15 protein-coding genes are annotated in these 13,843 nt (G+C 73.5%); 5 read left to right on the forward strand and 10 right to left on the reverse strand.

Annotation, left to right across the window (positions count from 1 at the left end):
- The first annotated feature begins 84 nt into the window (after positions 1 to 84).
- Positions 85 to 1,272 carry a sugar transferase gene (locus Ae150APs1_RS09510; protein ID WP_075297018.1) on the forward strand — a complete coding sequence of 396 codons (1,188 nt, stop codon included), beginning with the start codon at positions 85 to 87 and terminating at the stop codon, positions 1,270 to 1,272.
- Here Ae150APs1_RS09510 and Ae150APs1_RS09515 read toward each other — a convergent pair.
- Positions 1,193 to 2,476, reverse strand: coding sequence for an SAF domain-containing protein (locus tag Ae150APs1_RS09515; RefSeq protein ID WP_075297019.1), 1,284 nt, complete (start codon positions 2,474 to 2,476; stop codon positions 1,193 to 1,195). The two genes, Ae150APs1_RS09510 and Ae150APs1_RS09515, sit on opposite strands and share 80 nt — an antisense overlap.
- Positions 2,476 to 3,042 (reverse strand): dTDP-4-dehydrorhamnose 3,5-epimerase, encoded by a 567-nt coding sequence (gene rfbC, locus Ae150APs1_RS09520; RefSeq protein ID WP_010241240.1) that lies wholly within the window; start codon positions 3,040 to 3,042, stop codon positions 2,476 to 2,478. The genes Ae150APs1_RS09515 and rfbC overlap by 1 nt, the downstream gene beginning before the upstream one ends.
- 204 nt (positions 3,043 to 3,246) lie before the next feature.
- On the opposite strand from rfbC, the gene Ae150APs1_RS09525 reads away from it, so the two are divergent.
- Positions 3,247 to 4,272, forward strand: a complete 1,026-nt coding sequence (locus Ae150APs1_RS09525; RefSeq protein WP_249266278.1) for a hypothetical protein — start codon at positions 3,247 to 3,249, stop codon at positions 4,270 to 4,272.
- 6 nt (positions 4,273 to 4,278) lie between these two features.
- Positions 4,279 to 4,740, forward strand: coding sequence for a sugar transferase (locus Ae150APs1_RS33475; protein ID WP_249266279.1), 462 nt, complete (start codon positions 4,279 to 4,281; stop codon positions 4,738 to 4,740).
- Here Ae150APs1_RS33475 and Ae150APs1_RS09530 read toward each other — a convergent pair.
- The 5 genes from Ae150APs1_RS09530 to Ae150APs1_RS09550 form a co-directional block, all read right to left on the reverse strand.
- On the reverse strand, positions 4,734 to 6,014 hold the full coding sequence (locus tag Ae150APs1_RS09530; protein ID WP_139316852.1) for an HNH endonuclease signature motif containing protein: 1,281 nt from the start codon (positions 6,012 to 6,014) through the stop codon (positions 4,734 to 4,736). The two genes, Ae150APs1_RS33475 and Ae150APs1_RS09530, sit on opposite strands and share 7 nt — an antisense overlap.
- Positions 6,015 to 6,099: 85 nt before the next feature.
- Positions 6,100 to 6,288 (reverse strand): hypothetical protein, encoded by a 189-nt coding sequence (locus Ae150APs1_RS09535; RefSeq protein ID WP_075297021.1) that lies wholly within the window; start codon positions 6,286 to 6,288, stop codon positions 6,100 to 6,102.
- 264 nt (positions 6,289 to 6,552) lie between these two features.
- On the reverse strand, positions 6,553 to 6,801 hold the full coding sequence (locus Ae150APs1_RS09540) for a hypothetical protein (RefSeq protein ID WP_139317620.1): 249 nt from the start codon (positions 6,799 to 6,801) through the stop codon (positions 6,553 to 6,555).
- A 311-nt stretch (positions 6,802 to 7,112) separates the two neighbouring features.
- Complete coding sequence (locus tag Ae150APs1_RS09545; RefSeq protein WP_075297024.1) at positions 7,113 to 7,952, reverse strand: SAM-dependent methyltransferase; 840 nt, start codon at positions 7,950 to 7,952, stop codon at positions 7,113 to 7,115.
- A gap of 71 nt (positions 7,953 to 8,023) precedes the next feature.
- Entirely contained in the window at positions 8,024 to 9,010 is a 987-nt protein-coding gene (locus Ae150APs1_RS09550) for an aldo/keto reductase (protein ID WP_075297026.1), read from the reverse strand.
- A gap of 100 nt (positions 9,011 to 9,110) precedes the next feature.
- Here Ae150APs1_RS09550 and Ae150APs1_RS09555 point away from each other — a divergent pair, with 100 nt between their 5' ends.
- Positions 9,111 to 9,956 (forward strand): helix-turn-helix transcriptional regulator, encoded by an 846-nt coding sequence (locus Ae150APs1_RS09555; protein WP_075297028.1) that lies wholly within the window; start codon positions 9,111 to 9,113, stop codon positions 9,954 to 9,956.
- Positions 9,957 to 9,970: 14 nt separating this feature from the next.
- Here the strand turns inward: Ae150APs1_RS09555 and Ae150APs1_RS09560 are convergent, their stop codons facing one another.
- Entirely contained in the window at positions 9,971 to 11,728 is a 1,758-nt protein-coding gene (locus Ae150APs1_RS09560; protein WP_075297030.1) for a CocE/NonD family hydrolase, read from the reverse strand.
- A gap of 85 nt (positions 11,729 to 11,813) precedes the next feature.
- Entirely contained in the window at positions 11,814 to 12,524 is a 711-nt protein-coding gene (locus Ae150APs1_RS32705; RefSeq protein WP_075329506.1) for a hypothetical protein, read from the reverse strand.
- Positions 12,525 to 12,759: 235 nt separating this feature from the next.
- On the opposite strand from Ae150APs1_RS32705, the gene Ae150APs1_RS09570 reads away from it, so the two are divergent.
- The gene (locus tag Ae150APs1_RS09570; RefSeq protein ID WP_075297034.1) at positions 12,760 to 13,485 is read left to right on the forward strand and encodes a sugar transferase; all 726 of its coding nucleotides are present in this window, start codon (positions 12,760 to 12,762) and stop codon (positions 13,483 to 13,485) included.
- Positions 13,486 to 13,591: 106 nt separating this feature from the next.
- Here the strand turns inward: Ae150APs1_RS09570 and Ae150APs1_RS09575 are convergent, their stop codons facing one another.
- Complete coding sequence (locus Ae150APs1_RS09575) at positions 13,592 to 13,840, reverse strand: hypothetical protein (protein ID WP_075297036.1); 249 nt, start codon at positions 13,838 to 13,840, stop codon at positions 13,592 to 13,594.
- Positions 13,841 to 13,843: the final 3 nt, after the last annotated feature.

Raw genomic sequence — 13,843 nt, forward strand, 5'->3', positions numbered from 1 at the left:
TGATCCTGTCGGTGTTCGCGGTCGGTCTCGTCGTGTTCGTCCTGACGGTGCTGCAGGCCCCCCCCCGTGCCACGCTCGACACCGTTGATCGCGATCCCGATCGCGGCGTTGCTACTGGTGGGGGCGAGGGCGGCGCTGCACGCGCGGATCGACCGTCCCGATCCCACCGATCCGCGCCGGACGCGCCGAGCCGTCGTGGTGGGATCCGGGGACGACGCCGACTACCTCGTGCGGTCGATGCTGCGCGACTCGAGCTGGGGAATCCTCCCCGTCGCCACGCTCGGTGGGGACGGGACGCGGCGTCGGATCGCCGGCCTCGGCACCGCTCGCTCGGGTGAGGGCGCCACGGCACTGGCCGAGCGCTACGGCGCCGATCTCCTGGTCGTGGCCACCTCCGACGACACCGCGGTGCAGGCCGTCTCCGCGGACGCCGACGCGGCAGGCCTGTCCGTCCTCGTCGTCCCGCCACTCGCCGAGCTGGTCCGTTCGCTCGCCCCGGCCGACCTGCCCGACCGGTCGCACGACGTCCCGGGGCACCGCGGCCCCGGGCTCCGCCACCGGTGCAGGGCAGCGGCCAAACGCGCACTGGACGTCCTGCTCTGTGTGGTCGCGCTGCCACTCGTCCTGCCGGTCCTGCTGACGGTCGCCGTGGTCCTGACGGTCAGCGGGAGCGAGGTGTTCTACCGTGCGCAACGGGTCGGGCTGCACGGACGCCGGTTCACCATGTTCAAGTTCGCCACGATGCGGCCGGGCGACTCGGGGCCACGGGTGACGAGGGAGGGCGACCCCCGGATCACGCCGGTCGGGCGCGTCCTGCGCTCGACGAAGCTCAACGAGCTCCCGCAGGTCCTCAACGTGCTGCGCGGCGACATGAGCATTGTCGGGCCGCGCCCGGAGGATCCGCGGTACGCGCGGTCCTACACCGAGCGGCACCGAGCCGTCTGGTCCGTGCGCCCCGGCATGACGAGTGTCGCCTACCTCGACTTCGGCGACGAACAGGTCTTCATCGAACGGGCCCGGCCGGACGACGTCGAGGCCTACTACCTCGGCGAGCTGCTGCCGGCGAAGCTCGATCTCGAGCTCGGCTACGTCCGCTCCTGGTCGGCCCGCGGCGACATGACGATCATCGCCAGGACCCTGGGACGGCTGGTCAGGTCCCCGGCGCCGGGCCGGGGACCCACTGACCGTGCACTCAGGAGAAGAGCTTCTCCTGCTCCTCCCGCAACGAGTCGATCAACCGCCCCGGCGGCAGCGTCACGTCGTCGTAGGTGAGCACCGCGTCCTTCGCGACGTCCCGGGTGAGCACGCACCCCTCGGCGACCCCCATCGGCAGCAGCCGCTCCGACCGCGTCACCGGCGAGGACTCCGCGACGCCGTAGGTGTCGTAGCCACCCAGCCCGTCGACGGTGTGCCCGGCCTTCAGGTCCTGCTTGGCGGTGGCGACGACGTCGACCCGCTGCCCGCCGGTCGGTGCCAGCGCGGCGTCCGCGAAGTCCACCGCCCGCACGATCGTGTTCGGGACCTCGAAGTGGCACAGGTGGTAGGGCGTGTAGAAGCTGTACAGCGGGCCCTCGCCCAGCTTGTACAGGTTCAGGTAGTGCCGCTGCTTCGGGTCGTCGTGCGTGCCGAGGACGTAGATGCCCGGGCCCGGCTTGGCGCCGACCACGTAGTCGACGACGCCACCCAGCTCGCGCAGCTCGTCGACGTCGTAGACCTGCGTCAGCTCGTCGACGTGGCCGGCGTGGTCGCGGCCGTACATCCCGCGCTGCCCGACGGTGAAGCCGTGCGCGTTCGCGACGATCGCCTGCTCGAACGACACCTTGGTGCCGTCGGCGAAGCTGGTGACCATGTAGGGGTCCTGGCCCCACTTCTCGGCGAACGCCTGCTGCGTGGTCGGGGTGCGGTACTCGTCCTGCAGGCCCTTGATGTTGCCCGCGACGAGCGGCGTGACGCCGATGCCCTTCACGAACCGCAGCAGGTTCCCCTGGACGCCCGGCTGGTCGCCGTCGGCCCCGGTCAGGACGACGCCGGCGGCCCGCGCCCGGTGCGCGAGGAGCGGCCCGACGGTGCCGTCGAGCTCAGCGTTCATGGTGACGACCGGGAGCCCGCGCTCGATGGCGGCGACGGTGACGTGCGCGCCGAACTCGACCGCGCCGGTGACGTCGACGAGCACGTCGATGTTCTCGGCCGCGAGCAGCGCGAACGCGTCGCCCAGCACCGCCGGGGTCCCGGCCGCGACCGCGGCCTCGACCTGCGCGGTCGTCGAGACCTCGACCGGCTCCAGCCCGGCCTCGGAGTAGGCGCGGACGGCGGTCGGCACGGTCCGGTTGGCGATCGCGACGACGTCCATCCCGGGCGTCGAGTTGACGATCTGGTTGACCAGGCCACGGCCCATGAACCCGGCGCCGACCAGCCCGACCCGGATCGGCCGGTTCTCGGCGGCGCGGCGGGCGAGCGCGGTGTCGAGGATCAGCATCAGCGGGCCTCCGCCAGGGTGCCGGCGAAGTCCGGGTTCTCGGACACGAGCGGCCAGGCGGCGTCCTTGTCGGAGATGTGCGCGACCTCGACGGGCCACTCGACGCCGATCGTCGGGTCGCTCCAGCGCAGGCCCCGCTCGGCGCCCGGGGTGTAGGGCGTCGAGACCTGGTAGATCGTCGTCGCGTCCGGGGTGAGGGTCAGGTAGGCGTGCGCGAAGTTCCGCGGCACGTACATGGCCTTGTAGTTGTCCTGGGACAGCTCCGCCCCGAACCACTGCAGGTAGGTGTCGGAGTCCGGGCGCAGGTCGACGATCACGTCGAAGATGGCTCCGCGGACGCAGCGGATGACCTTGACCTCGGCATTGGGCTCCAGCTGGTAGTGGAAGCCGCGCAGGGTGCCCGCCTCGTGGTTGTACGAGAGGTTGCACTGGGTGATCGTCGGGTCCAGCCCGGCGTCGAGGAACTCCTGCTCGCAGAACGCGCGAGCGAAGAACCCGCGGTCGTCCTCGAGGCGCTTGAGGTCGATCAACGCCGATCCGGGGAGCGGGGTCGGGTGGATGTCCATACCCTCAGCGTCGCCCATCCGGACCCACCCGTTGCATCCGCCCTCCGCATCGTGACGAGCGCAACGCGCGGTCATCACCCGACCGGGTAACGCGAAGATCCCGGACGCCGATGGACCGGCTGTCACGGTGCCCGCGGACGGGCGCCCGCCGGACGGCCCGACCCCAGCGGCGCCGCCGGCCCTGCCCCTGAGGAGCCGACTCTCGTGAGCGCGATTCCGGACGTCTCCCCCGGGCCCGGGGTCACCCGGATCACGGTGCCGCAGCAGCGGCGCCGCCCGTCCGTGCTGCCGGGCGCCCCGCGGTGGCAGCGCCGGTTCTCGCTCGCCGTCGCGTCCGGCGACCTGGCGGTGATCGCCCTGACGGCCACACTCAGCGTGCTCGCCGGGCTCACCGGCCTCGACGCGGCCGACCGCGCCCGGCTGTGGAGCGGGGTGATCGCCGCGGGCCTGCTCGCGGTGGCCCTGCCGGTCTGCCGCGCGTGGGACGGCCGGGTGCTCGGCCAGGGCTCGGCCGAGTTCGTCCGGCTGGGACGCGCGGTGGTCCTGGCCGACGTCGTCCTCGCCCTCGGCGGGCTGTCGATGATGGTGCAGTCGTCGCGGGAGTGGGTCTTCCTGCTCGTCCCGCTCACCGGGGTGGCGCTGCTCGCGTCCCGGTTCGTGCTGCGCAAGTGCCTGCACCACCAGCGCGGACGCGGCCGCGGACTGCTGCCGGTGCTCGCCGTCGGCTCGGACGACGCCGTCTCCGACCTGATCCGCCGCACCCGGCGGGACCCGTACTTCGGCTGGCGCGTCACCGGGGTCTGCACGCCGACCGGCACCGGGACCGGCGGCGGTCACGACGTGGAGGGCGTCCCGGTGGTGGGCGACCTGGACTCGGTGCCCGCGCTGGCCACGACCGGGGAGCACGGCGTCGTCGCCGTCTGCCGGGCGCCCGGCTGGGGTCCGGCCCGGCTGCACCGGCTCGCCTGGGACCTGGAGGGCAGCCGGACGGAGCTGGCCGTCGACCCGGGCCTGATGGAGATCGCCGGCCCTCGGATGCACATCAGCCCGGTCGACGGGCTGCCCCTGCTGCGGCTGTCCGAGCCGCGGTTCTCCGGGATCGCGAAGGCGGTCAAGCACACGACGGACAAGGTCGCGGCCGGGCTGATCCTGCTGCTCGTCGCCCCGGTGTTCTTCACGGTCGCGCTGCTGGTGAAGCTGCACGACCGCGGTCCGGTGTTCTTCACGTAGGAACGGGTGGGCACCCACGGCCGGACCTTCCGGATGGTCAAGTTCCGCTCCATGGTCACCGACGCCGAGGCCCGGCTGACCGACCTGGCCCGGCAGAACGACGGCGCCGGCCCGCTGTTCAAGATGCGCCGCGACCCGCGCGTCACACCCGTGGGCGCCCTCCTGCGGAAGTACTCGCTCGACGAGCTGCCGCAGCTGCTGAACGTGCTGAACGGGTCGATGAGCCTGGTCGGCCCGCGCCCGACGCTGCCGCGCGAGGTCGCCGCCTACGCCGACGACGCCCGCCGCCGCCTGCTGGTCCGTCCCGGCATGACGGGTCTGTGGCAGGTCAGTGGCCGCAGCTCGCTCACCTGGGAGGAGTCGGTCCGGCTCGACCTGCGCTACGTGGAGAACTGGTCGGTGGCACTGGACCTGCTGATCGTCTGGAAGACCTTCGGCGCGGTGCTGCGCGGCCGCGGCGCCTACTGAGGACACAGCTCCGCCACCCTCCCGACCAGCTCCGCCCGGTGCACCGGGTTCCGTCGCGATCCACCCGTCACCCACGGCGGCGGATGGAACAGCGGGAACCCACCGTCCATCGTGACCGTCCAGTCGCCCTTGTGGATCATCGAGTGGTGGTGCCCGCACAAGAGCACCAGATTGTCCAGATCGGTCGGACCGCCATCGGCCCAGTGCTCGACGTGGTGCGCGGAGCACCACTGCGGCGGCCGGTCGCAACCGGGGAAGGCGCATCCCCCGTCGCGCTGGGCGAGCGCCCGGCGCTGGCCCCGGTTCGCGAGCCGGTTCCCCCGCCCGACGAACAGCGGCTCCCCGTGCGTGCCGAGCACGACCGGGACGACCTCCGCGTCGCAGGCGAGCCGCAGCGCGGCGCCCGCGTCGACCGCTCCGGTGAGGAGCCCGTCGCCGAACCCGAGCTGTGCGGCCCCGCGGCCGGTGGTCAGTGCCTCCAGCGGCACGGTGACGGTCACCCGCACCTCCTGCCCGCGCTCCGAGCCGAGCGCGCCGGTCGCGATCGTCATCCGGGCGAGCTCGACCAGGCCGTCGCCGTTGCGCTCGGCGGCCGAGCGCTCGTCGCGCCCGATCGGCTCGCCCGCGTCGTCGCACCCGGCCTCGACCGGCGGGACCGGCGCGCTCAGCGGTGACAGTGCGGTCCGCAGCACGGCCGCGGACTCCGTGTCGAACCAGCCACGCGCCGCGAACCCGCTCCCCTGCGGCCGGAGGGTCAGCCGGTTGCGGGTCGGGTGCGGCTCGCGCGGCCGGGGGCCGTCGGGATCGAGCAGGGCGAGTGCGCGCCGGCCGAGCTTCTCGACGCCGTCGGGGTCCAGTCCCCGCGCGTGCTCGACGAGATCGGCCTCGAGCGGCGCGCGGTGCTCGTCGAGGTGCGGCGGCAGCGCCGCCAGCACCCGCTGGATCACGTCCACGTGCTCGGCGGACACCTCCGCCCGCCCGAAGGCCGCCGCCAGCTCGGGCAGCCGCGGATCGACCTGCTGCCCGGTGATCAGCACGGACGGCGCGAGCTGCTCGGCGGCGCGGACCCGCGCCCGTGCCGTCCGCAGCGACACGTTCTGCACCGACCGCAGGAGGTGCGCGACGTCGCGGTACCCCTGGGCCTCGGCCAGGCCGCGCGACGCGACCTCCGCGACGAGCGGGACCAGCGCCGCGGACGCCTCGTCGATCGCGCGCTGGAGCGAGCCGACGGTGAGCAGCAGCTCCTCGTCGGTGTGCGCCCAGGCGTCGTCCACGGGGTCCACAGTATCCGAACATCAGTTCGAACTGTGGAGGTCGTCGACGACCGGCCACAAGGGTGCGACCAGCGGAAAGTCGATCTCAGAGGTCGGGGGTGTCCGGTCGCTCGCCCGGGTCGGGGATCCCGTTGCCGTCGACGTCGCCGGGACCTCCCGGCGGGACCGGCGTCGCGGCGTTCGCCACGGCCGGTCTGGCGATCATGGCCCCCACCACCGCCACGGCGCTCATCGCGGGAACGACGGTCCGGGTGACGGAACGCGAGATCGACATGCTGGCCCTCTCTCCTGATCGGGAATCGTGCACGGCTCGGCGGAGCGGACGGACGTCGGGAATCCCTGGAGCGACCCGGCTGCCTGTGCGTCCACGACCATCACCGTGCCCGCGCCACCCGGCCCCGCACATCGCCGTACGGATCGATATCCGGCCCGTCGTCCTCCTCCCGAAGAACGAGCCCGGACCAGCCGGACGGCCGATCCGCAGCACACACGACGACGCCCCGGACCGGCGGACCGGTCCGGGGCGCGTCGTCGACCCTCAGAGGTCGGGGTTGTCCGGGCGCTCGCTCGAGTCGAGCAGCCCGTTGCCGTTGGTGTCCCCCGGGCTCCCGGGCAGGACCGGCGAACCCAGCCGCTCCGGCAGCAGGTCCGGGTTGTCGGGCTGCTCGCTGGAGTCCAGGATCCCGTTGCCGTTGCTGTCGCCCGGGCTCCCCGGCGGGACCGGGGACTCGGCGAGGGCGACTCCCGGCCCGGCGATCATGGCGCCGGCCACCGCGACGGCACTCATCGCAGGGACGACGACCCGGGCGACGGAACGCGCGATCGACATACAGATCCTCTCACTGGTCGGCAGGCGTGCACGGCGCAACGTAGCGGAGGACCTCCACCACGGCGACCGGTGTGACACCTTGCGCTGCACAGACATCCGGCCGTCCGGCGGTGCGCCGCGATCCGTCTGCCTGTTCGTTCACGACCATGACCCTGCACGTGCGGACCGGTCCGGCACATCGACGGACGGTCGGACATCGACATGGCGCCGCGTCCGTCCGCGGGTGGAGAAGGTCCAGCCGTTCGGCTGAGGCGCGGCGGCGGCCGGGGTCAGGGCTTGCGCCCGACCGCCCCGACGATGCACCTCAGCACCGGGTCGACCGCGCTGTCGGTGGCCGGCCCGTCCGGCCACCAGTCCAGCAGCGGGATCAGCCCGTCGGTGTCCCCCGGGTTCCCGGGAAGGATGTCGAGCCCCGGCAGCATGGCACGGATCTCGTCGAGGCTGCGGAAGTGCTCCCCGTCGAGCCCCTGGGCCAGCATGATGTCCCGGATCCGGCGCACCTGCGCCCCGTCCTCGCCGCCCGGGTCCCAGAAGTGGCTCAGCACGACGAACGAGCCCGGCGCGAGCGCGTCGACGTAGGCGCCCATGATCCCGGGCAGGTCGACGTCGTCGGTCTGGTGGTGCAGCGTGGCGCTCTGGTAGAGCGCGACCGGCTCGGACAGGTCCAGGTGGGTGCTGACCGTCGGGTCGCCGAGGACGTCCGCGGGCCGCGTGAGGTCACCCTCGACGTAGCGGACCGTGGAGGCGTCGTCGAGCAGTGCCCGCCCGTACGCGACGGCCGACGGGTCGTTGTCGACGTAGACCACGCGCGCGCTCTCGTCGATCGCCTGCACGACCTCGTGGGTGTTCTCCACGGTGGGCAGGCCGGCGCCCAGGTCGAGGTACTGCGTGACGCCGGTCTGCGTCGCCAGGAACCGGGTCGCGCGGATGTGCCAGGCACGGTTCACCCTGGCCAGCGCCCCGCCCTGTGGGACGAGCTTCTCGACCGCGGCCACGGCGGACCGGTCGACCTCGTAGTTGTCCTTGCCCCCGAGGGCGAAGTCGTAACACCGCGCGATGCTCGGCACGCTCTGGTCGATGGACGGCGAGGTCGGCGGCACGTCACGCATGGCCGGAGCTTAGCGAGGGACAGTCCCGGCCGCTCCGGCAGGCCGCGGCGCACCGGTTCCTCCGCGGGGTCTCAGTTCCCCACGCCGAGCGCGCCCATGAACGCCGAGGGGTACCGGTCACCCGCGGCCGAGCCCGCGGGGACCGCCTCCTCGATCGCCGCGAGCACGTCGGGCCCGAGCTCGACGTCGAGGGCGGGCAGCGCCTCGGCCAGCCGCTCCCGCGTGCGGGCGCCGACCAGCGGCACGATGTCGTCACCCTGTGCGGCGACCCATGCGATCACCAGCTGGGCGACCGTGCAGCCCGCCGACGCGGCCACCGCGCGCAGCCGCTCGACCAGGGCGAGGTTGTGGTCCAGGTTCCCGCCGGCGAACCGCGGGCTGTGCGCGCGGTGGTCGCCGGGCCTGCCGGGGACGTAGTGGCCCGACAGGAGACCGCGGGCCAGGACACCGTAGGCGGTGAGCCCGACGCCCAGCTCCCGCAGCGTCGGAAGGACCTCCGCCTCCACGGCGCGGGAGACCAGCGAGTACTCGATCTGCAGGTCGGCGACCGGGTGCACGGCGTGGGCACGGCGGACGGTGGCGGCGTCGACCTCGGAGAGGCCGAGGTGACGCACGTACCCGGCGTCGATCATCTCCTTGATCGCACCGACGGTGTCCTCGACCGGCACCTCGGGGTCCAGGCGGGCCGGGCGGTAGACGTCGACGTGGTCCACACCGAGCCGGGTCAGCGAGTAGGCGAGGAAGTTCTTGACCGCCGCGGGCCGGCAGTCCTGCTGCAGCGGCGGGAGGCCCGGGCCGGCGAGCCCGCCGAACTTCACGGACAGCTGGTAGTCGTCGCGGTTCCGTCCGCGGAGGGCCTCGGCCAGCAGCAGCTCGTTGTGCCCCATGGCGTAGAAGTCACCGGTGTCGATCAGGGTGACGCCGGCGTCGAGGGCGGCGTGCACGGTCGCGATGCTCTCGTCCCGGTCGGCGTGGCCGTAGGAGCCGGACATGCTCATCGCCCCGAGGCCCATGGCCGAGACGGTGGGGCCCGTGCTGCCGAGTGTGCGTGTCTGCATGACCCCACCCTGCGCCGGGACCGGCGCGGGCGGAACGGAGCGTCGATCGTGGGAGAGCCGCTCCCTGGCTCGCGGTCCGCCGCGCGAGCACCATGGACGCATGCAACGCGAGCAGCTCGCCGACTTCCTGCGCCGCCGCCGCGAGTCGGTGCGGCCCGCCGAGGTCGGTGTCGCGGCAGGACCCCGGCGCCGCACCGCCGGCCTGCGCCGGGAGGAGGTCGCGATGCTCGCCGGGATGTCGACCGACTACGTCGTCCGCCTCGAGCAGGGGCGCAGCAGCCGGCCGTCGGTCCAGCTGCTCGGCGCGCTCGCCCGGGCACTCGCGCTGACCGACGACGAACGTGACCACCTCTTCCACCTCGCGGGACACCAGCCGACGCCCGCCGACGGGGTGGCCCGCCTGGCCCGTGCCGGCCTGGTCCGGATGCTCGGCCTGCTCCACGACGCGGTGGCGATGGTGATCTCGGACCTGGGCGAGGTCCTCGCCCAGAACCGGTTGTCGGTGCTGGTGGCGGGGGACCAGACCGGCTTCACCGGCGACCGTCGCTACCTCGCCTACCGCTGGTTCACCGAGCCCGCGACGCGGGCGAGCCACCCTCCCGGGGAGCAGGAGCGGCACGCCCGCCTGCTCGTCGCGGACCTACGCGCCGTGACCGGCCGCCGGGCCGGTGACCCGGAGGTCGAGGGGCTCGTCGACCGTCTGTCGGCCGCGAGCCCCGAGTTCCGGACGCTGTGGGACGAGCACGAGGTCGCGGTCCGCCGTGCCGACCGCAAGACGCTCCGGCATCCTCGCGTGGGCGCGCTGCTGATGGACTGCGAGACGCTCGTGACCCCCGACCTGGGGCAGCAGCTGCTGGTCCTCACCCCCGCCGACGACGCGACGCGGGAGCGCCTCGAACTGCTCCGGGTGCTGGGCACCCAGGAGTTCCCGACGGGCGTCGGCTGAGCCGGGCCCGCGCGTCACCCCGGGGTGGCACCCCGGTGACCGGCGACGACGGTGACGTCGACCCAGCTCCCGTCCCCCACGTGCAGCGTGTTCCGGCTCAGGTACGGCGGCACCGGCATGTCGAACTGCACGTAGCCCTCGCCCGGGTCCCTGCGCAGCAGATCGGTGCGGCTGCCGACGTCGAGCCGGAGCGTCTCGCCCGCACGCAGCCGCACCGGCCCGGGCGTCAGGCTGAACCGCAGGACGACGGGTTCGCCCGGTGTGAGCGGCTCCCGGACCCCGGAGTCGATCGCGATCTCCACAGCGCTGCCGCGCGTCGCGTCCTCGGTGCGGGCGACCGGCCGCAGCGCACCGAGGGACACCGGGTGGACGGTGCCGCCGGCGTCCACCCGGGACAGCCGGGCCAGCACGTAGCTGTCGATCTCGTTGCAGGAGAACGTGAGGCGCGCCGTCACCGGCCCGGCGAGGGTGACGTCCTCGGTGACCGGGTGGTCGAACGTCGCGACCTGCGGGTCGCCCGTCCCCGGCAGGACCGGCACACCGAACGGCACCGCCGCCCACCTGACGACGCCCGGCCGCGCCGGTTCCGGCCCGAGCGTGCCGTCACCGAGGTACAGCCGGCGCGGCTCGCCCGGCGGCGGGAACGTCGCCGACGTCGCGAAGCCGTCGTCGCCGTCGACCCAGTAGCGGACGGGCGGCTGCCCGTCGTAGCCGTTGTCGCTGCCGCGCAGGACGTGGTCGAAGAACGCCAGCGCCTCGCCCTGCCACGAGTACACGGGCAGGTCGTACGCCGGCGGGGCGAGGATCAGCCACTTCCGCCCGTCCGCCGTACCGGCGTGCTCGAACAGGTCGTAGGCGCCGAACTGGTGCAGGTTGAGGTAGCCGAGGTTCTGGACGGTCACGAACGGGACCTCGATCGCGGCGAGCATCTCCCGCGTCGTCTCCCAGACACCCGCCTCGTCGCGGGTCGTGTCGTCGTACGTCCAGCGCGAGTACTGCCGCGCGGCGTCGGCGGCCGGGGTGTTGCGGAGGAACGACGCGAACATCCGCGAGACGTTCCCGTGCACCGCCTTCTCCAGGAGCGTGTGCAGCGGGCCGTTGGTCAGGTGGCTGGCGACCGCCCGCGCGTTCGGCGACATCCGCCGGGCCAGCGCCGCGTCGGTGAAGTTCGCGCCGACCCAGACCCCGAGGAAGAAGCTCCCCGGCACCCCGCCGAACCGGAGGACGTGCCGGAACAGGTCGGTCGTCACCTCGTTGGCGAAGAACGCCCGCAGTGCCGGCGGGCGGCGTGCCGCGACCATCAGCTGCGTCATCGCGTAGTACGAGGTCCCGAAGAGCACGACCTCCCCGGTGCACCAGGGCTGCTCGGCGGCCCAGGCGATGGCCCGCTCGTGGTCGTCGACGTCGGCGGCGGAGAACAGGTCGGTCCGCTCACCGGTGGACCGGCCCACCCCCCGCCGCTCGACGACGACGGGTGCGTACCCGCGGTCGGTGAACACCGGCGGCGAGCCGATCTCGTTGGCGCCGGACGGGACGCCCGCGGTGTCGAGGTCGGTGTTGTAGCCCCCGAACAACAGGACCGCCGGGTACCGGCCGGGCGCCGTCGGCAGATAGACGTCGGCGTGCAGCGTCACCCCGGCGCCGTCGTCGCCGGGGACCGGGATCGCCTGGTCCGGCAGGATCCGGTTGCCCAGCCCCTCCATCGCGGCGGCCCGCGGCTCCCAGCCCGCGTACTGCCGGCCGCTGGTCGAGGGCTTGAGGGGGATGCCCATGCCGGTGTCCTCCCGACGTCCGATGCCGGGCCCAGCATCGGACGCGAAGGTCCACCCCCCGTCCAACGACGGCCCGGCGGCGTCGTCAGCCGGCGGCGACCCGCTGCCGCGGCGCGAGGACGTCCACGATCCCGTGCATCGCCCCGAAGATCAGCCCGACGGCGTCGCGGTGCGCCTGCTCCGGCTCACCCATCGGGTCCGGGACGGTGTCGTCCGCCGGCGGAACGGTGCCCCGCAGCGCACGGGCGGCCTCGACCAGTGCCCGGCCGCGCCCGACCAGGTCGGCCGGGAGCGACGCGGCGTCCACCGCGGCCGAGAGCCGGGCGAACTCCCGCAGCGCGAACGTCCGGTCCAGCAGCTGCGGGTGACGCTCCAGCACGGCCGAGCGGTGCCGGACGTTCGCACCCAGGACGAGATCCACCCCGTCGACGACGGCGTCGTCCAGCTGCCGCGCGACGAACCCGTCCGCCCGGGAGTCCAGTCCCCACGGCGCCAGCTGCGCCCGGGACAGCGGGTGCATCCCGTGCCCGACGACGGCGCGGACACCGGCGCTCGACACCTCGACCCGGCCGGCCGCACGACCACCCAGACGCCCGACGAGCAGGTGGCGCATCAGCAGCTCACCGGCCGGGGACCCGCAGATGTTGCCCGTGCAGACGACGAGCACGCGGAACCGGTCGTCCGGTCCCGGCCGGCGGGCGTGGCGCGGCCCGCGGGCCTGCACCCCGGCCCGGTCCGGGACGTGCACCGGCTGCGCCCGCTGCTGCGGCACCGCACGCTCCACCAACGACGTCACACGAACCTCCCCGACCACGGACTCTCGTCCGTTCAGTCGCACCGGGAGGCGCCGTCATTTCCGCCGAACGGCCTCGACCGCGTCACATCCCCAATGTTGATGATCGAACCGGCCGGGGCGGGCCGATCATCATCTTTGGCGATCCGCCCGCGGCCCCGTTAATGGGCCGTTCGGCGGCGTCGACGAAGGGGACATGACCGCTCCCCAGCGCACGACGTCTACGGCATCCGGCCCGGTGGACGAGGCCGTTCGCGCCACCGCCGCTGCCGCCGCCGTCGTCGCCGACGCCGTCTCGACCGTCGTCGAGGCCGAGGGTCGCGTCCAGGCGGAGACCGTCACCGCGGACGACGCGGCTGCGGTCCGGCGTGCAGGCACCGGGTACGCGGTCCTCAACGCGGTCGCCGCGCTGGTGCTGATCGTGCTGCTGGCGCCGGTCATGCTGGCGGTCGCCCTCGCGGTCAGGCTCGACGGAGGCCCGGTCCTCTTCCGGCAGACCCGCGTCGGCCGTGACGGCCAGGACTTCCGGATGCTCAAGTTCCGCTCGATGTGCGTCGACGCCGAGGCCCGCCTCGCCGCCCTGGCCGCGAGCAACGAGGGCGCCGGCCCCCTGTTCAAGATGGCGCACGACCCGCGGATCACGCGGGTCGGCCGGGTCATCCGCACGTGCTCCCTGGACGAGCTGCCGCAGCTGTTCAACGTCGTCGGCGGCACGATGGCCCTCGTCGGGCCGCGCCCGGCGCTCCGCCGGGAGGTCGAGCAGTACTGCGCCGTCGCCCGCCGCCGCCTCTCGGTGAAGCCGGGCCTCACCGGCCTCTGGCAGGTCTCCGGCCGCAGCGACCTGAGCTGGGACGAGTCGATCCGCCTCGACGCCGAATACGTCGACCGCTGGTCCCCACTGTTCGACCTGCAGGTCCTCTTCCGCACCGTCGGCGCCGTCCTGCGCGGCGGCGGCGCGTACTGACCACGCGACCGCCGCCGGGCAGGGCATGTCACCGACCGGACGGACCGGTCTGCCTCGCCGGCGAGGAACTCGTTCAACGGCAACGCTGCGGCGATCGCGGGGTCGGTCAACGGCCGAACATCCCCGGCCGGTCGAACTTGATGTCCTGCTCCTCGCCGAGCTGGAACCAGCACACCGGCCAGCGTGTTCCGAGCACCCCGACCTTGAATGACATCACCGACGCCGACAGGACCCGATGGTCACACGACCGGTCTGCGGCGTACCTCCTCGCCTCCTGCTCGCAGCGGAACACGACCTCGACCGCACCGACCGAACCCTGTCGGGCTGTGTGAACCGCAAAGACCTCATCCGTCACTGC

The sequence above is a fragment of the Pseudonocardia sp. Ae150A_Ps1 genome (assembly GCF_001932315.1).
In the GTDB taxonomy this organism is placed as follows: Bacteria; Actinomycetota; Actinomycetes; order Mycobacteriales; family Pseudonocardiaceae; genus Pseudonocardia.

Coding starts and splice junctions, on each gene's coding strand:
- Ae150APs1_RS09515 (WP_075297019.1), bottom strand. CDS start 2,476: ATGCTGATCCTCGACACCGCGCTCGCCCGCCGCGCCGCCGAGAACCGG.
- rfbC (WP_010241240.1), bottom strand. CDS start 3,042: ATGGACATCCACCCGACCCCGCTCCCCGGATCGGCGTTGATCGACCTC.
- Ae150APs1_RS09535 (WP_075297021.1), bottom strand. CDS start 6,288: ATGTCGATCTCGCGTTCCGTCACCCGGACCGTCGTTCCCGCGATGAGC.
- Ae150APs1_RS09540 (WP_139317620.1), bottom strand. CDS start 6,801: ATGAGTGCCGTCGCGGTGGCCGGCGCCATGATCGCCGGGCCGGGAGTC.
- Ae150APs1_RS09545 (WP_075297024.1), bottom strand. CDS start 7,952: ATGCGTGACGTGCCGCCGACCTCGCCGTCCATCGACCAGAGCGTGCCG.
- Ae150APs1_RS09550 (WP_075297026.1), bottom strand. CDS start 9,010: ATGCAGACACGCACACTCGGCAGCACGGGCCCCACCGTCTCGGCCATG.
- Ae150APs1_RS09555 (WP_075297028.1), top strand. CDS start 9,111: ATGCAACGCGAGCAGCTCGCCGACTTCCTGCGCCGCCGCCGCGAGTCG.
- Ae150APs1_RS09560 (WP_075297030.1), bottom strand. CDS start 11,728: ATGGGCATCCCCCTCAAGCCCTCGACCAGCGGCCGGCAGTACGCGGGC.